A 17,547-nucleotide genomic window follows, 5' to 3' on the forward strand; every position below is an offset into this window, starting at 1 on the left:
GAGGGTCGCCCCAAATAGCGGTATCGCATGGCAAATATACAAAGAAATTATTACTGCTCAAATATTTAAGCAGAAAATATGGCACATGACAACATCTTCTGAGATTTTGTTGAAGATTGTGAGGGGGGGGAGACGAAGAAACGAGTTGCGTTCCGAGGCCGTGGCGCAGATGTGCGGAGGCTGGGACACAACTCGTTTTTTGGGGGGTTATGGCTCGCCTAAGTACTCTACTATGAGGCGCACTTGGCGGGGGGTGAAGAACTTGGACGACTTGCGGTAGCCGCTGGTGTAGAGGGCTGCAAGTAGCGTGGTGTTGCGGTTTATCCACGACATAAGGCGGTTTACGGATATGTGCGTGTTGCTGTCTGTTGGAAAGTAGAGCATGGCAAGCTCGGACTTGCCGTAGGTCTTGATTCTGAATTGGTTCATACGTTGTTTTGCTTTTTTGATGAGACATAATAGTCGCTGAAGTCCTTGCAGCCGGGTGGGAGCTGGTGGCGCTCCAGACGGGGCAGTATGCCGCGCAGCTGCAAGAAGAGCCTCTCGCCCGGGACATCGCAGTCGGGGTACATGTGCAGGCTTACGGAGTGCCGCTCGTGCAGCTGGGACAGTATGCCGGCGTCGCCGTGGCTGAGCAGGGTGGCGCTTGGTATGGCTATTGCCTTGTGTCCTGCCGAGAGCATAGCCCAGCAGTCGGAGCAGCCTTCGGTAATGAAGAGCTCGTCGCCGGGGCGCAGCAGCCGCAGCACGGGCAGGTTGTAGATGCCGCAACGCGAGCCTCGTGGAAACATGAATCGCGGTATGCCCTCGGGGGTGCTGCCGTAGTCGAGGTTGCGGTTCTGTATGCCTGTGAGCGTTCCGTCGGCGTTGAAGTAGGGTATCTGTAGCCAGTTTATGCCCTGCCTGTCGCGCCACGAGTTGAGCCTGCACCAACGCACCACCCGAGGGTCGAGCATACGACGCTCGAAGAGGAACTGCCGTGCCGCCTTGCCAAGGCTGGGGCTGCTGAAGAGGCGGCTGTATCGGGCTGCATCGAACGGCGGTGGCTGCGTGGCGGCTGGCGGCCTGTATTCGTGGCGGATGATGTTGTGCTCGTCGGCCAGCCATCGGCATGCCTCTTTGAAGTCTTTGCCGAGATGCCGCATAACCAAGTCGATAGTTCCTCCCGACGCTCCGCAGACGAAGCACCTGAAGGTGTTGCGCGCCACGTTGAACGAGAGGCTGGGGTGGCGGTCGTCGTGGAAGGGGCATAGGCTCTTGTGCCGCTCAACGTGCAGTCCGAGCCGCCCGGCGACTCCCTCGATGGGGAGTTCGCGGAGTTGTTGGAGCTGGTTCTTATCCATTGCCTTTCAGATATTCTTTGGTTTTGGTGTAGAGGCCGGTTGCCTCGTTGAAGGTTATAAGTTGGCGATGCACCCACACACGCAGCTGACGCTTGGTTGCGCTGCCTATTGGCTTGCCAAGGCTCAGGCGAAGCGCATCCAGCTGCTGTTCGGAAAAAGACTCACCCTTGATGTTGTCTAACATGTTGGCAGGTGTTGACTGTGAGGCATCAGCCGTGCTTGTGTCGCCTTCTTTAAGCATATCTCCCAACACTTGGTACTTGCTCCACAGGTCGTGAAACATCAGCCATTCAACTACGTCGGCCATTGAGCGATGCCAAGTCATATTGTTAAGTGTCCACATGATACAGCCGGCTTTCCACGCGGCAATCAGGCTTCTCTTGCCCATATCCCACAGACAATCGTTGTCGGTGAGGTCGCCCAGCTCTGCTATGTCGTTGGCCAGCCGTTCGGTTAGTTTGTTCAGAGGCCTGATGACATAGCGTCCCTTGCAGTTGTCGAGCCGTGCCAGATAGTTGTCCAGTTTCTCGTAGAACTCGTCGCTGAATTTGCCGATGCGCGGAATCTTTCCGTCGCGTCCGGCGCGTGGCTTGTATGAGAAGACCATGCGTCCCAGCGTTCCGTCGAAGAGGTTTGACTTAAAGAACTGCCTTATGCGCACGGGAGTGGTGCTGACGGTAAGGTTGGTTCTTAAAAGTGCCGAGCCGGTGATGCCGTCGACCGTAGCCCTGAGTGCATTATACACTTCTCTGTCCCACATCAGGCGCAGTATCTGGGTTACTTGTTTATGAGAGCCGCAAAGGCTGTCGAGCTGCTCAATCTCCTTCAGGTCGATGTAGGTGCTCAGTCCGCCATGTTCCTGGCAAACCATCTGTGCCTTCAGATAGCCGGGCTTTGAGCAGTCGGCAGGCAGGAATCTCAGTAGTGGGAACACCTCTTCGGGACGCTCTTTCGACTGCGAACGCTTTTTGTATGATTTCTGGTACTGAAGGTATTTCTGCAATTGCTCGGCATCTTGTTTGCGGAAGTCGCGGTTGCAGGCTTCAACCAACAGTCCAAGTTGTCCCTTGTTTCCTGCGCTATCGGCTACCAAGGCAGCTTGCTGACCGCACATTTCGAACCAATGACCGCTTGGATATTGAAATTCGGCATTCGAAATTTTTGTGCCAAGTACAGGAAAAAGCATAGGCAAGAGAGGGGCGTGCATGTCAAAACTTGTCTGCGAGAGCAGTAATTTTAAACATTCTGTGCCTTTGCCAAGGTTTGGCATAGCAGGTGCTGTTGATTTTGTGATATCGTACTTCATTGATATTCTGCTTTTTAGATGAAAAATAATTAGTTGGGCGTTTCGGCGTTTCAGCGTTTCAGTGGGGGGGTAGTGGGGTTTCAAAGACTCTTTGTTATTATATAACTTATTAATTATTAAATAGTTATAAGTATAAAAGAAGGAAACGCGCCCCCTCTTAGTTTCTTGAAACGCTTGAAACGCTGAAACGCTTTTTGTCAATCCGAAGTGTTAATTCCCGTTTTTCTCTACAAGGCCAGACAAGGCTTTGATGAGTTCCTTGTACACTCCGCTGGCATACTCCTCGGCGCTATTGAGCGAGTGGCAGTCTTTCATGGCTCTGAGGTTTGGGCGGTAGCTGCCGTCGTCTCTGCGCGTGATGGTGATGTATTGTCCCGAGAAGACGTGCGGATTGCGCTTGCAGCTGCATATCCGTAGCGTTTCGACAAAGTCGAAATGGTCGAGTCCGTTGCGTCGCAGCACGCCTGTGTATGGGCGGTTAAGCGTTAGCAGTACGGAGCTGAACAGGTGTGTCTTGAGCGTTACGCACAGGTTTACGTTACTTTTCATGTGTTGTTCCTCCTTTCTCCGCGCTTCTCTTTTGTGCCATGTGCCTGCGGAAGCCTGTGGCGAGGGGTGAGTTACCGTGGAGCATAAGTCTGACGACAGCTCCGACAGGGCGAGGGGTGTACTGTGCTTCGACCCCTTGCGCGAGAGTATTGTATCTCTTCATGTTTTCTGTTGAAAGCCCCATGTGAGGAACTCTCGACGGCAAAGGAACGGGGGGATTGAATGGGGAGCAATATGGGATTTTTAATGCCCGAAATCCCATTGGCGAGGGGGTGGCTGAAGGCGTGCGGCTGTGGCGGTCAAGTGGCTGGCTGTGAGGCGGTAAGGCTGCGTGGCTGGGCGATGTAAGTTTTTTGTAATTTTTTTTGATGGGATTTTGAAAATCCCGGAATCACAATGTTTTTTTGAGGGGGATTGTATGGGGGGCTTTTATTGCAAGTGTTTTTTTCAGTTTGGATTTGCAATTTTTTACAAATGTCTTGGAGTTTTGGTTGGGAGATGGTGGGGGATTGCAAATTTTACACAAGCGAAGGATGCAAATTTATAGGCATTATAGGCGAATAATTGGGCGGTAAGTGATAGGAAATGAATCTGTTTTGTTGGATTGTTCAATTTTTTTTCTGCAAATAAATTTGGCTTTTGTGCATTTTGTGGCTATATTTGCAACATCAGGAAAGGGGGGTGCTAACCATCGACGCCTGACGTTCCACAAGGGGGTGTGCATATTCAGGTATGCACACCCTCTATATTTTTATGATATTGCGCTCGTAGCCGCCGCACAAGCGAAATGCAAATTGCCCCACAAGCGAGAATGACTCACTTGTGAGGGGCGTAAATTCTTAATTACTCAAATTGGGATTTTTAATGCCCGAAATCCCATTGGCGATGGGGTGGCTTAAGGCGCGCGGCTGTGGCGGTCAAGTGTCTGGCTGTGAGGTGGTAAGGCTGCGTGCTGGGCGATGTAAGTTTTTGTAATTTTTTTTGATGGGATTTTGAAAATCCCGGAATCACAATGTTTTTTGAGGGGGATTGTATGGGGGGCTTTTATTGCAAGTGTTTTTTTCAGTTTGGATTTGCAATTTTTTTTGCAAATGTCTTGGAGTTTTGGTTGGGAGATGGTGGGGGATTGCAAATTTTACACAAGCGAAGGATGCAAATTTATAGGCATTATAGGCGAATAATTGGGCGGCAAGTGATAGGAAATGAATCTGTTTTGTTGGATTGTTCAATTTTTTTTTGCAAATAAATTTGGCTTTTGTGCATTTTGTGGCTATATTTGCAACATCAGGAAAGGGGGGTGCTAATCATCGACATCTGCCCGTTCCACAAGGGGGTGTGCATATTGAGGTATGCACACCCTCTATATTTTTATGATATTGCGCTCGTAGCCGCCGCACAAGCGAAATGCAAATAGCCCCACAAGCGAGAATGACTCACTTGTGAGGGGAGTAAATTCTTAATTACTCAAATTTTTTAGTTTGTCATCAATGGCTTTTCTTATTTTGCCATTTAATGAAATATTGAGTTTAATATCGTTCAATTCTTTTTTATATTGCGATAATAATTCTTCATTTATTATTCTTTCCACCTCGTCTGAAATAGAGTCGGGTATTTTAGAAACGTTTGTCTCTATATTTTGCATTTTTTTAAGTTCTTGGACTTCTCTTGCAAGCTTGTTGTCGATTTTTTCTTGAACATTTCCTTGATTCTCGAACTCAATAGGTTTATAACCATTTGCCTTGTATAATAGCCAGAAGTTCCATGCCAGCTCAGACTTTTCAATTTTTTTATTTTTACACTCAAGTAAGAAATTTTCAAATTGATTTTCATCTTCAAATATCTGCTCCCAGAAAGGCTCGCAAGCTATGGTATTCCAATCGGGGCTTGATGTTATCATGCCAAGACGTACAAACGTTTTAATATAGTAATCTGGATTCTTCTCAACTCTTTGGCGATACGCTTTAAGACATTCTTTATCCAAATTAGCTTTTCTTGTTGTTTCCTCCATATTATCAATACATCGATGCAGCCAGTTAATGAGATTGTCATCATCGGCTGAATCATCCTTCGTTGTTTGGATGAATTTTTCCTTAATCAAAGGCCAAATGTCATTATCTTTAATAAGATATTCACCTTCTTTTTTGTGTAATGTCTTGTAATCTAGATGAATACGAGTGAATAATTGAGGGTCGTTTCCTTCTATTATTTCAAGCAAACGTTTCTTATAATTTGTACGCTCAGATTCTGTTTTTATATTGTTGGCTTTTAAGTATTCAATATAAATTATTTTTGTAAATAACTCGTATGCATCATTAGAATCTGGCTTTTTACATGCTATGTAAGTAACCATTTCGGCATATCTGAGGAACTCTTCATTATTAAACTTGCTTCTGTATAATCTATTAAGATAATAAATGAAGGCGTATGATTTTTTATCATTATTACTCCATTCATCTATCTTTGTTGTTACCTCATCCCATGGTGTCGATGAAAAGAGTTTAGTAATTTCATTAAATCTTAATGAAAGAGATATTTGAAAATCAAAGTAATTTTCAAAACCTTCCCATTCGTATATGTGTGGGTGTACATCATTAGAAGTTTTGTGTTCAGGAAATAAACTCTCTAAGATTTCATATACATTATCTTCAATATTTTTTATGTCTTTTTTCTTCTTTAAAGACCAATTATCAAGGTATTCTTTTTTATATAAAGACCTATATTGCTCAGGATAACGATATTTTATTAGCTGTACTAACAGAAAGTCTTTAACCACAACATCTCCTCTGACATTTTGGTAATCGAGTAAAAACTGATTTATGTAGCGTTTAGCATCTCTTAGCGTTGGCAAAAATTTTTCAAATGTGGTTTGCCAATATTTGATAGTGCCATGTATTTCATCTGTTTCTGAAGAATCTGCTTTCAACAATTCACATAATTTCTCATTAATATAGCGTGAAATGTAAGTATATGGACGTAAAGGTATGGCAAATTCAAAGTTAAAGAATTTGTCGACAAAGCAAGCATCTTTAGTTTTGTAATCATCGCCTAACATTCTGTTAACCTGCTCTTTGTCGTATGCAGTAAGAAATATGAGGTTTGTAAATGCAGCATTACTGTCTATTAGTTTCAATACTTCAAGAATTTCGTCTTTTGACAGTCTGTCAAAGTCGTCTATCATAACGAGAACTCTTTTGTTGAGAGAAGCAAAGGATTTTTCGATTGATTCTTTAAGTTCTACTTTATTCCATATTTGGTAAAAGCTTGTGAGTTTTTCTATAATGCCACGATTGTCAATTAGCTGCAAAGATGCCATATAATCCTTTATCGTATTGCTGCATCTTGAATCGTATTTAGACAATACACACGCAATAGTTGTAAAAAAATCTTCTTGGATAGTTTGGAATGATTTACAATCGCGAGGATTAAAACGCACAATCTCAAAATCATTTTCATTGATATTCTCTATTACGAGATTCATAAAAGAGGTTTTACCTGTTCCCCATGGGGCTGTAATTGCAATGCTCCAAGTTTTTTTTCTGTCTAAACCATTAATTTTATCTGCAAGTTTATTTGCATCATTATCAAAGCTAAATATATCTTCTTCTTTAGCTTCTATAGGGTAATCGCTTAATATTTCACAAGTTGAATTATTTCTTTCGCATTTGCTACGATACATTCTGTATAAATTTACGGATGCAGCTAAAAAATATACGAAACCGAAAAAGTATATAACATCAACATAGGATACGGGACATATCCAATAAATATAGTTGTATCTTTCAGTAAAAATTCGGTAATATGCTAATAATATAGATACAAGAAATAAAGGCAAAATTATTTTCTTGTCATAATGATAACGCACCCGAAGTTTCGATATTAGATCATATACAGCTATAACAATCAAGACTCCAGTAAGTAGTTGCATCCAGATATTTGATTTAAATTGGCTAAGAATTGATACAACATTTTCATTATACCAATCTATATACCAATCTATGTAAGCAACAAAGATATATGCGATAAAGAGAGAAAGAATCAGGTAAATTATCAAACTTTCTTCTTTAACCAACTTTATAGCTTTTTTAGCCTTTTCTTTAAATGAATATATCATAGAAAAATTCAGTTTTGCATAATTTATATTTAGTGCAAACATAATGAAAAAACGTTATTATTGTGTCATTTTTTATATAAAACTTGTCGGAAATAGCCTTTTTTTATGCTTTGTGGCTGATTTTTGGAGAAAAACGGCAGGTAGGAATAGTTATGCGAACTTTTTTTCTATTTCTGCAAATGTGGCATTACAAATGCTTTCGGGGGGAATGGGGAAGTGTGGGATTCGTTTTCTTGTCATCGCCCACAACAAGCGAGAAAGGGAAAAGCGTCCGTATCAAATTCTTTGTGATGCGGACGCTTTTGTTGCTTTGTGGTCATTCTGCTTCGGGCGAGGGACTGCCGGTACACATGTCGTAGTTGTGCGGCTTGTCGGAGAAGTGGTTGGCGAGCGACGAGGTGCTGTCGCCAAACTGGGCGAAGGTCTCGGCAAGGAACTCGAGCCAGAGGCTTCGGCCTATGTCTCTGCCCTCGTTGCGGTAGATGAGATAGAACGTGTAGCGCAGGTGGGCGTTGCTGAGGCAGGTGGTTATCTTCTGCCTCATGCGCCTTACCACGCCGTTCTCGATGAGATAGTCGACACATTCGGTCATGATGTCGTAGTCGGTCGGGCGCATGATGCTCTGGCTGCTGCAAGGCAGTACGCCCTTCATGAAGGCGAGCCGCCTGCGTATGCCTTCCTTTATCCTGCTGCGGTCGGCTCGTCTTATCCTTCTTACCGGGTCGGGGGTGGGCGACTGGTTGTCTATGCGGTCGCTAATATATTCGTCGGCCTCGATGTACGCCCCGACATATTCGGCCAGCTCGCCCGATATGCATGCCTGCATGGGCAGACAGATGTCGTCGGGGTTGGAGTGGCATGCCAGCATCTGCATGAGATAGCCGTTGTATCGTGCCAGCTCCCATCGGTGGCTCGCCTCGGTAAGCACCATGAGCGTGTAGAGCACGAGCGAGGCTGCCGTCTCCATCTCCTGCCGGTCGTAGCTGCGCCCGCAGTCGTCGGCATCGTTGCGAAGGTCGTTGAACACATCGTCCCAAAGAGTGTCGGTTATAGCCTCGGCTCTGTCGGGCTCGCGGAGCATGCGGTCGAAGCAGACGAAGCTGTTTACGAATATCTCCTCGGGCGAGAAGTGCAGCCTTTCCATGTCGGTCTCTCGGCTCTTGTAGGCCTGCTTTACGGCTATGTAGACGGCGTTGTCGCGCAACTGCTGGCGCAGCAGCTTCCTCTGGTCATTCGTCAATAATCTTATTGTCATAGTCGCTAATCTTGTTTCGGATGTCGTCGAGGACAGAAATGAGCTGGTATGTGGTCTGTCCGTTCTTGTCGACGAACGACTGTCCCCGGCTGAAGTCGTCGATAATCTTCTCGTCGATGGTGAAGCATGCGTTTGCCACGTTTTTCATGTAGACGGTAGGCGAGTTGTAGAAGTGGTATGACAGGCTGTAGTTGTTCTGGGCGCTAAGGGCTATAATCTGCGCCATGTCCTCGATCTTGGAGTCGTCTACGCACATGGGCTCGTCTTTTGAGCCGCTGAGAATGAGCTTGCCCTTGAGGGCGTTGGTGGCCTGCGTTATGAGCCTTAGTCCCTCGAGGTTCTGCTTCATCTGCCGGCTTGCGTCCACGCCCTTCACCCTGTCGGGGTTCGGAAACTCCCATACAATCTTTCTTACATGGTCGTTGTGGTTGGCAATCCTCTCGCGTATCAGCTCCTTGAACTTGCCTGCCTGATACTTCTGCTTTACCACAATTCTGAGGCTGTAGTCGGACAGCCTTGTGTTGATGGAGTTCTTGAAGAACCTTATCACCTTGTCGGTATCGGAGTTGAACGCTCCGTTCCTCTCGACAAGAATCTGGCATACGTCCTCGCGGTTGTCTACTATGATGTAGCTTCCCGGATGCGACTCGATGACGTTCTTGTCGTGCCCCTCGTACTGGGTTATCTCCTTGGCGTTGCAGAGCGTCCACGAGTAGACGTCGTTGCGCTCGGTCATGTTGATGCTGCGCAGGGGCATGGCCTCGCGTTTCTTCTTGCCCACCACGGTAAGACCGTCGTGAAGGATGTTTCCGACTATGGCGTTGGCCTTGTCGATGGTCCTGAGGCTTGTGTTGTTGTAGAAAAGGCTCTTTTCGCCTTCCTGAATCTCGAAGGTATAAACGGAATATATAGACATTTGTTAGTTTTTTATGATGAGGTTAAGCTTGATATGGGTGTTTACTGTTTGTGTATGCGGGGGCTTGTGCGCCTCTCCATGATGGCATGGCGGCATCATAGCGGAATGGGATTAGGCAAGCCGTGGCATAGTATATTTTCAAGTTTTTTAGACATTTTATTTTAGTTGTTGTTTTTAATTGCACAAAAGTAGTATAATCATTTGATGTAGACAAACTTCTTTTTGATAAAATATAATGTTTTTGTGAGGTCGTGGCGGAGGGGCGTCGGCATTTGGAAGGAGGGTAAAATCTGAATTGAAGGGCAAGGCGAGGAGTTGCTTTGTCAGATAAAAAAGGAACGATTTTGCAAATTCTCCATATAGATAAAAGAAAGCGCGATATGCCATCCTATGACATACCGCGCCTTGGGTTATAGATTAAAATTTGTTATTTTTCTTTGCCGAAGGTGGCGTCAATCCATGAGGTGAGAGCCACGAGCGTTGAGTTCCAGTTGATGGCAATCTCGTTCTGGGCATATGAGCCTTCAACATCCATATAGCACTCGTCGGCTATGTCGGTTGTATATTTGACGTATTCCTTGTCGTGCTGTCCTGCATTCGGACCGCCAACAAGGAATCCCGGGATAGGGGCTTCGATGCCGTCGGCTGCGCTCAGACGCATGTGCGGATGCATAGGACTCTTTGTTCCGAAGCCTGTAACGTAGCAATACGACAATGGGTTGATTCCGAAGATATAGTCGGCATTGCGGACGGCATTAGTGCTGTATTTTGCATCGCCCGTGCATTTGTAGCCGAACATCATCGCAATTCCTTCGTTGGCAAAACCTTCGGAAAGACAGCCCCAGAAGAAATCCTTGTCGCTGTTTCCGAACGAGGTGTTGAAGCATGATGTAGGAACTTTCTCGAGTTGCGAATCGAGGTATTTGATGAACTGCGCCTTTTGGTTCTCGAATAGCTGAACCTCGTCCTTGCAGCCTTCGCTTGGCGTGTGGGTGAGCAGTTCGTAAACGCCGAGAGATGCCACGTTGCCCCATGTTGGCAGGGTGAACCGTTTTGGCGCAAACTTAATCATGTCTTGCTTGTACTCGTCCTTGCAGGTAAGCAGAAACATCTCGGTGGCAGCCCAGAATCTTTCGTCGTCGATGTGCTCGTCGCCGTATGTTCCGGTATTAACTTCGGGCTTGAACGTCTTGTTCATCTCAGACTGGTTGTATGTCTTGGTAGGGTTTGCCATAGCCCATATGTAGGCCTTTTCGGCAGCCTTGCGAGCCTGCTCTGCAAATCCCTTGTAGTCCTTCTCCCAGATGTCGCTGTTGCGTGCAACCTGAGCCATAAGCGCGGCAAAGTCGAGCGTTGCCGTAACCGATTTTGCCACGACGTATCTCTTCTGCTTACATTCCGAAGGCATTACGAAGGCCTCGAAGTTTGGTGTTGTAAGTTTGTGGTAAACTCCGCCGTCCTCGGGGTCTTGCATAGTCATCATCCATTTCAGGTTGAAATAGAGTTCGTCGATAAGGTCGGGGGTGGCGTTCTTGCTTTCTGGAATGTTGAGATTCTGCTTCGCGAAATATTCGGGACATTGCGCGTAGACTTGCAGCATCATGGAAACGCTATATGCCGAGTTGACGATGTATTTGTTGTAGTCGCCGGCATCGTACCATCCGTAAGGCGATGAGATCTCCGTTCCGGCAGGACGCGATTTAGATGCCGCGCTCTCGTGAATGTAGACTTTTGTGTCGGGATGTCCGGCAGGTCTGTGCCATTTTCCGGCATACTGCTCTTCTATCGCAACTCCCGTGCGCTGGTAGTAGTAAGCCTTGGCAGATGCATCAGCAAGTTGTTTCAGGGCGTTGTCTTTAATCTCGATTTCTACTTTTCCGCTCGGACTTGAGATTGTGTATTTTCCGGGCTTTGAGACAGATGTGAAATCGACTACGGCTCTTTCCTTGCCGCTCCATGGCGATGTGGCTGTTCTCGACGCCTTTCCTCGCCAAATTTCTTCTTTTGTCTGAATGTCTGTGATTGTGTACTCGTCGTCGGGTGATGCGCCTTCAACGACGATAACCTTCTCTTGCGAAGGGTAGTAGCCTATCTGATTATACCTAATCAGTTCGCTTTGTTGCTCCGTGCCTGCGTTTTTGCAGCCGGCAAAAGCCATTGCTGTCATGCAGCAACATGAAAATAATAAGGTGTTATTCATTATTTGGTAATTAAAGGTTATAAAAAAAGCTACCCCGCCCGAAAAAGGCGAGATAGCCGTTGGTATTTTTTATTAGAACATAGAATTCACCTGCTTGTAAACATTCTCGGCTGTGAAGCCAAGTTTCTCATCGAGCACCTTGTAAGGAGCAGAGAAACCGAAGCTCTCCAAGCCCCAAATCTTACCTTCAGATTCAGGAACAAGACCGATAAGGTTTACTGGAAGACCTGCTGTAAGACCGAACTTCTTGACACCTGCAGGAAGTACGCTCTGCTGATATTCCTTGCTCTGGTTGCGGAACAAGCCCTCTGATGGAACGCTCACGATTGCAACCTTCTTGCCGTCCTTGCGCAGAAGTTCTGCACCAGCAACCAATGTTGAAACCTCAGAACCAGAAGCAACGAGGATAACATCAGGATTAGCATCGCTGCCTGCTACAACATAACCGCCCTTCTTAGCCTGTGAGTAGTCGTTGCCCTCAGGAAGGTTGTTGATGTTCTGACGAGAAAGGATAAGCGCGGTAGGAGAGTCTGTATTCTCCATAGCCATTGCCCAAGCCTCTGTTGTCTCCTTTGCATCAGCAGGACGGAGAACGAGAGTTGAGTTCTTGCCGTGGTGGTTCTTCAACTTCTCCATCAAGCGAATCTGTGCCTCCTGCTCAACTGGCTCGTGAGTAGGACCGTCTTCACCTACGCGGAATGCATCGTGAGTCCAGATGAACTTAACTGGCAACTCCATCAAAGCTGCCATACGAACTGCTGGCTTCATGTAGTCTGAGAATACGAAGAAAGTACCGCATGCTGGGATAACACCTCCGTGAAGCGCCATACCTATACAGCAGCAAGCCATTGTAAGCTCGGCAACACCTGCCTGGAAGAATGCGCCTGAGAAATCGCCCTTAGTGAATGCCTTAGTCTTCTTCAGGAAGCCGTCAGTCTTGTCTGAGTTAGAAAGGTCGGCTGATGCGCAGATCATGTTAGGAACCTGCTCTGCCAAAACGCCAAGACAAGCAGCAGATGCCGAACGTGTAGCATCGTTGTCCTTCTGTACGCACTTGCTCCAGTCAATCTTTGGAGCCTTTCCGCTGAACCACTCATCCTGAGCAGCAGCCTTATCTGGATTTGCAGCAGCCCATGCCTTCTCTTCAGCATAGCGGTCGGCTGCAATCTTCTTCAACTCCTCGGCACGCTTTGCGTAAAGTTCCTTAACCTCAGGGAAAATCTGGAATGGATTCTCAGGGTCGCCGCCAAGGTTCTTTATTGTGTTAACGTATGCGTCGCCGCCAAGAGGAGCACCGTGAGTCTTGCAGTTAGCCTCGTATGAAGTACCGTCGGCCTTGATAGCACCCTTACCCATGATACACTTACCGATGATGAGTGCAGGTTTGCCCTTAACAGCCTGTGCCTTCTTGATAGCCTCGCGAATCTGCTCGGCATCGTTACCGTTGATTTCGAAAACTTCCCAGCCCAAAGCCTTGTACTTAGCGGCTGTATCCTCGTTCATAACCTCCTTAGTCTCTGTAGACAACTGAATGTCGTTAGAGTCGTAGAACATGATGAGGTTGTCAAGACCCAAAACGCCGGCAATACGTGCAGAACCCTGTGAAATCTCTTCCTGAACGCCACCATCTGAGATGTAAGCGTAGATAGTCTCCTTCTCGAATGTAGGGTTGCCTGTGTGTGCTGCAAGGAACTTGGCAGCGATGGCTGCACCTACTGCATAAGAGTGACCCTGACCAAGAGGACCAGATGTGTTCTCGATACCACGGGCAATCTCGAACTCTGGGTGACCAGTTGTTGGAGAACCCCACTGGCGCAACTGTGCCAACTCATCGAGAGTGAACTTGCCGATGAGTGCAAGCTGTGAGTAAAGCATTGGAGCCATGTGACCCGGATCGAGGAAGAAACGGTCGCGACCTACCCATGTTGGGTTTGCAGGATCGTACTGAAGAAACTCAGAATAAAGCACATTGATAAAGTCTGCACCACCCATAGCACCGCCGGGATGACCAGACTTAGCCTTTTCAACCATTGAGGCAGCAAGGATACGAATATTATTTGCTGCTAGGTTCATAAGTTTTGAATCATTCATCTTTTTGTATTTTTTCTTTAATAGTTGTATTTCATTTTGTAAACAATTGCAACAAATATAAGAAATATTGATTTTACGGCAAAAAAAAATATTGTTTATTTACGAAAACGGGTGGACATTTCGTGTCCACCCGTGCTTTTTGTAAAGTGTGCTTAACAAATTTTTCTCGAACCGTCGCCAATAACAACGTCATAGACTTTCGGTTCCTTACCGTACTTTTCGTTATATTTTTGTTTTGCTGTTGCGATGAAGTTGTCGTACTTGTCTTCGGCAACGAGGTTGATTGTACAGCCGCCGAAACCGCCGCCCATCACTCTCGAACCGATAACGCCGCATTCCTTGGCAATATCGTTCAGGAAGTCGAGTTCCTCGCAAGAAACCTTGTAGTCTTTGCTCAGACCTTCGTGCGTCTCGTACATCTTCTCGCCAACAGTCTTGTAGTCGCCCTTCTGAAGCGCGTCGCAGACAGCCAGAACGCGGTCTTTCTCGCCGATTACGTACTTAGCGCAGTTGTAGTCCTCTTCAGAAACCTCGCCCTTAACCTCTTCGAGCATAGCCCAATCGGCATCGCGTAGAGTCTCAACGCCTGCGTGCTTCTTTGCGATGTGGGCAACCACGTTCTCGCAACTTGCGCGGCGGTCGTTGTAGGCTGATGATGCCAACTCGTGCTTTACGCAGCTGTTAAGAAGAACGAGTTTGTAGCCAACCGGATTGAATGGGAAGTACTCGTACTCGAGCGAACGGCAGTCGAGACGGATAAGGCTTCCCTTCTTGCCGAATACAGAAGCGAACTGGTCCATGATGCCGCAGTTAACGCCTATATATTTGTGCTCTGTAGCCTGACCAGCCTTTGCCAACTCGAACTTGTCAACCTTGTTGTCGCCGAACATATCGTTGATGGCGAATGCAAAGCAACTCTCGAGTGCTGCTGATGATGACATACCAGCGCCAAGAGGCACATCGCCTGCAAATGCTGTATTGAATCCCTTCACCTCAACGCCGCGAGCCTGCATCTCCTTGCAAACGCCGAAGATGTAGCGTGCCCAACTTGCGTTAGGACCTTTCTCGTCGTTCAAGTCGAACTCTACCAAGTCCTTAAGGTCGATAGAGTAGGCGCGAACCTTGTTTGTTCCATTAGGCTTTATCTCAGCCATCATGCCGCAGTCAACTGCGCCGGGAAAAACGAAGCCGCCGTTATAGTCGGTGTGCTCGCCAATAAGGTTGATTCTTCCCGGTGAAGCGTATATAGAACCTGTTGTGCCGTCGAAATGCTTGATGAAACGGCTTCTTACGAAATCTATTTCCATAATCGTATTGTATTAAAAGTTTAAATTAGTTTTTGGTTATTCCACAGGAATGTCCTTGTTAACATTCTTGCAGCCGATGAGGGCATAATATAGAATGTATGCAAGCATTGCAACTACGAGCCAATAACTGAAGATTGGGTTTACGCTCTGAGCTATGAAGTCCTGAATAAGCGGCATTACGCCACCGCCAACAACCATCATCATGAAGATGCCAGATGCTGCGGCTGTATATTTGCCAAGTCCTTCAGTTGCAAGGTTGAAGATACCACCCCACATGATTGATGTGCAGATACCGCAGGCAGCAATAAAGAAGCACTTTACAGGAACATCGTGATCCATGATGTTTGTTGTTATTGATGTTGGAAGGAAGATTGCGATAAGCAAAAGAGCGATGGCAAGTGTAGAAACTGATACCATCTGTACCTTTGTTGAAATCTTTCCGCTGAGGAAACTACTCAGGAATCTTCCGCACATCATAAGAAACCAGTAGGCTGATGCAAACGAACCTGCTACGGCAGCCCAGCCTTCACCCTCGAACTTAGAAAGGTAGGCATTTAACTGACCCGGAATACCGATTTCGACACCAACATAGAAGAAGATGGCTATAACGCCGAGAACACAATGACGGAAACTCCATGGGCTGTGCTCAAACTTCTGTTCGGTTGTTGTGCTCTGTGGCTCAGGAATGCTCACGAACGAAATAATGACGAATGATGTTGCGAATACGCCCATTCCGATGAAAATCAGAGGGCATACGTCAGTCATGCTGGTGTTTTTGCTCAACTCGCCTACAAGCAGACCTGTAAGAAGTGGAGTGAGCGTACCAGTAAGAGAGTTTAGCGTGCCGCCAATCTGCAGCAACTGGTTGCCTCTATTACCACCGCCACCAAGAAGGTTAAGCATTGGGTTTACAACAGTATTAAGCATACAAACGCAGAAACCGCAGATGAATGCTCCGAGAAGGTAGATGAACAGGTTTAGCATAACTGGCTGTTCCTTGATTGTTGTAACAACAGTTTCTGCACCCATTGTACTTGAAAGATACTGTACGAATAGACCGATAACGCCGACAGCAAGTGCTATCAAGGCAGTCTTCTTGTAGCCATACTTTACAAGCATCTTACCTGCTGGAATACCCATGAACAAGTATGCCGCAAAATTCATCATGTTACCCATCATGCCAGCCCAGTTGTATGTGTAACTCCAAAGGTTACCGAATGGGGCTGCCATATTAGTGACGAATGAAATCATCGCAAAGATGAAGCACATTGTAATTATGGCAATCATGTTGCCGTTTTTATTCTGGCTCATTTTTGTAAATAGTTACTGAATAAAATTTATTAATTATTGATAATTAGACTTTTACTTTATACTAAACTTGTACACAGTCTTCTGTGTGTACTTCTCGCCCGGCTTCAATACGGTTGAAGGGAAGTATGGGCGGTTTGGAGAGTCTGGGAAGTGCTGGCACTCAAAGCAGATACCGCTACGGCGTGGGAATGTTGCACCATGCTGGCCTGCGTAGCCAGTTGCCCAGTTGTCTGAATAAACCTGAACGCCCGGTTCGGTTGTATATGTCTCGAGGATTCTGCCCGAAACTGGCTCGTACAGTCTTGCTGCAAGCGACAGTTCGCCAACCTCTCTCTTGTTAAGCACGAAGCAATGGTCGTAGCCTGAGCCGTTCTTAATCTGCTCGTCCTCGGCATCGATGTCCTTGCCGATTGGCTTTGGCATACGGAAGTCGAACGGAGTATCGTTAACCTTCAGAATCTCGCCTGTAGGAATGCATGTGTCGTCGATAGGAATGAAGAAGTCTGCATTCATTTCCAGAATCTGATCGTCGATAGTAGGGGTTGGGTTTGCAATTCCCTGAAGAGAGAAGAATGCGTGATGGGTCAGGTTTATGATAGTCTTTTTGTTTGTCGTAGCAAGATATTCGATAACAAGTTCATTATCATCTGTCCAGTTGAATTCAACCGAGATTTTAACCTCTCCGGTGAATCCCTCGTGACCGTATGGTAGTTTGATGTTGAGTACAAGAGTCTGGTCGCCAACCATATATGCGTCCCAAACCTGTGCATGCAGTCCTGTTGGTCCGCCATGAAGTGCGTTAGGACCGTTGTTGATAGCCAGCTGATACTCCTTGCCGCCGATTGTGAATCTGCCCTTGCAGATACGGTTGCCGAATCGGCCGATGAGTGTAGACAAGTATGGCTCTGGCGAGTTAATTACGTCGTCGATGTTATCGTGTCCCTGAATAACGTTTGCAAGTTTTCCGTTTTTGTCCGGAACCATTATAGATACGATAGCACCGCCATAGTTTGTTATGGCTACTTCATTCTTGTATGCATTTCTCAAAATGAACAAGTCAGTTTTCTTACCATTGATTTCCTTTTGGAAATTCTCCCTCTTTAGACCAGAGACATTTCCCTCAAATGTATTTGACATGGCAATTATATTTAATAAGTT

The 17,547-nt window shown here is 46.4% G+C and carries 12 protein-coding genes and 1 pseudogene; 1 reads left to right on the plus strand and 12 read right to left on the minus strand.

Annotated features, from left to right (window positions below; translation table 11 throughout):
• Nucleotides 1-207: 207 nt before the first annotated feature.
• Complete coding sequence (locus T538_RS0114365) at nt 208-429, minus strand: DUF4248 domain-containing protein (protein WP_031534837.1); 222 nt, start codon at nt 427-429, stop codon at nt 208-210.
• A 141-nt stretch (nt 430-570) separates the two neighbouring features.
• On the opposite strand from T538_RS0114365, the gene T538_RS19055 reads away from it, so the two are divergent.
• Nucleotides 571-762, plus strand: a complete 192-nt coding sequence (locus T538_RS19055) for a hypothetical protein (RefSeq protein WP_231497123.1) — start codon at nt 571-573, stop codon at nt 760-762.
• 380 nt (nt 763-1,142) lie between these two features.
• Here T538_RS19055 and T538_RS19250 read toward each other — a convergent pair.
• The 11 genes and pseudogenes from T538_RS19250 to T538_RS0114430 all read right to left on the minus strand — a co-directional run.
• Nucleotides 1,143-1,343: pseudogene (locus T538_RS19250) on the minus strand (CHC2 zinc finger domain-containing protein); the annotation flags it as partial.
• On the minus strand, nt 1,336-2,649 hold the full coding sequence (locus T538_RS0114375; protein ID WP_031534841.1) for a hypothetical protein: 1,314 nt from the start codon (nt 2,647-2,649) through the stop codon (nt 1,336-1,338). The gene T538_RS0114375 and the pseudogene T538_RS19250, both read right to left, overlap by 8 nt.
• A gap of 210 nt (nt 2,650-2,859) precedes the next feature.
• On the minus strand, nt 2,860-3,198 hold the full coding sequence (locus T538_RS0114380) for a hypothetical protein (RefSeq protein ID WP_031534843.1): 339 nt from the start codon (nt 3,196-3,198) through the stop codon (nt 2,860-2,862).
• Nucleotides 3,199-4,654: 1,456 nt separating this feature from the next.
• Nucleotides 4,655-7,309, minus strand: coding sequence for a KAP family P-loop NTPase fold protein (locus tag T538_RS0114395; RefSeq protein WP_197025801.1), 2,655 nt, complete (start codon nt 7,307-7,309; stop codon nt 4,655-4,657).
• Nucleotides 7,310-7,625: 316 nt separating this feature from the next.
• Complete coding sequence (locus T538_RS0114400; protein WP_155993256.1) at nt 7,626-8,564, minus strand: hypothetical protein; 939 nt, start codon at nt 8,562-8,564, stop codon at nt 7,626-7,628.
• Complete coding sequence (locus tag T538_RS0114405; protein WP_031534850.1) at nt 8,539-9,480, minus strand: hypothetical protein; 942 nt, start codon at nt 9,478-9,480, stop codon at nt 8,539-8,541. Before T538_RS0114405 ends, T538_RS0114400 begins: the two co-directional genes overlap by 26 nt.
• A gap of 427 nt (nt 9,481-9,907) precedes the next feature.
• On the minus strand, nt 9,908-11,680 hold the full coding sequence (locus T538_RS0114410) for a glycoside hydrolase family 9 protein (RefSeq protein WP_231497125.1): 1,773 nt from the start codon (nt 11,678-11,680) through the stop codon (nt 9,908-9,910).
• 72 nt (nt 11,681-11,752) lie between these two features.
• Nucleotides 11,753-13,771: a transketolase family protein gene (locus tag T538_RS0114415; protein WP_031534854.1), complete on the minus strand. Its 2,019-nt coding sequence runs from the start codon at nt 13,769-13,771 to the stop codon at nt 11,753-11,755.
• Nucleotides 13,772-13,923: 152 nt separating this feature from the next.
• Nucleotides 13,924-15,078 (minus strand): galactokinase, encoded by a 1,155-nt coding sequence (gene galK, locus T538_RS0114420; protein ID WP_031534856.1) that lies wholly within the window; start codon nt 15,076-15,078, stop codon nt 13,924-13,926.
• 36 nt (nt 15,079-15,114) lie between these two features.
• On the minus strand, nt 15,115-16,389 hold the full coding sequence (locus T538_RS0114425) for an MFS transporter (protein WP_031534858.1): 1,275 nt from the start codon (nt 16,387-16,389) through the stop codon (nt 15,115-15,117).
• A 51-nt stretch (nt 16,390-16,440) separates the two neighbouring features.
• A complete protein-coding gene (locus tag T538_RS0114430) occupies nt 16,441-17,526 on the minus strand; it encodes an aldose epimerase family protein (RefSeq protein WP_031534860.1) in 1,086 nt (361 codons plus the stop codon).
• Nucleotides 17,527-17,547 lie beyond the last annotated feature (21 nt).

It is taken from the genome of Bacteroides sp. Ga6A2 (assembly GCF_000702225.1).
Taxonomy (GTDB): Bacteria; Bacteroidota; Bacteroidia; order Bacteroidales; family Bacteroidaceae; genus Ga6A1.

Bases quoted from the DNA above. Each gene is read 5' to 3' on its own strand.
- T538_RS0114365 (WP_031534837.1), bottom strand. From the start codon at position 429: ATGAACCAATTCAGAATCAAGACCTACGGCAAGTCCGAGCTTGCCATG.
- T538_RS19055 (WP_231497123.1), top strand. From the start codon at position 571: ATGTGCAGGCTTACGGAGTGCCGCTCGTGCAGCTGGGACAGTATGCCG.
- T538_RS0114375 (WP_031534841.1), bottom strand. From the start codon at position 2,649: ATGAAGTACGATATCACAAAATCAACAGCACCTGCTATGCCAAACCTT.
- T538_RS0114380 (WP_031534843.1), bottom strand. From the start codon at position 3,198: ATGAAAAGTAACGTAAACCTGTGCGTAACGCTCAAGACACACCTGTTC.
- T538_RS0114395 (WP_197025801.1), bottom strand. From the start codon at position 7,309: ATGATATATTCATTTAAAGAAAAGGCTAAAAAAGCTATAAAGTTGGTT.
- T538_RS0114400 (WP_155993256.1), bottom strand. From the start codon at position 8,564: ATGACAATAAGATTATTGACGAATGACCAGAGGAAGCTGCTGCGCCAG.
- T538_RS0114405 (WP_031534850.1), bottom strand. From the start codon at position 9,480: ATGTCTATATATTCCGTTTATACCTTCGAGATTCAGGAAGGCGAAAAG.
- T538_RS0114410 (WP_231497125.1), bottom strand. From the start codon at position 11,680: ATGAATAACACCTTATTATTTTCATGTTGCTGCATGACAGCAATGGCT.
- T538_RS0114415 (WP_031534854.1), bottom strand. From the start codon at position 13,771: ATGAATGATTCAAAACTTATGAACCTAGCAGCAAATAATATTCGTATC.
- galK (WP_031534856.1), bottom strand. From the start codon at position 15,078: ATGGAAATAGATTTCGTAAGAAGCCGTTTCATCAAGCATTTCGACGGC.
- T538_RS0114425 (WP_031534858.1), bottom strand. From the start codon at position 16,389: ATGAGCCAGAATAAAAACGGCAACATGATTGCCATAATTACAATGTGC.
- T538_RS0114430 (WP_031534860.1), bottom strand. From the start codon at position 17,526: ATGTCAAATACATTTGAGGGAAATGTCTCTGGTCTAAAGAGGGAGAAT.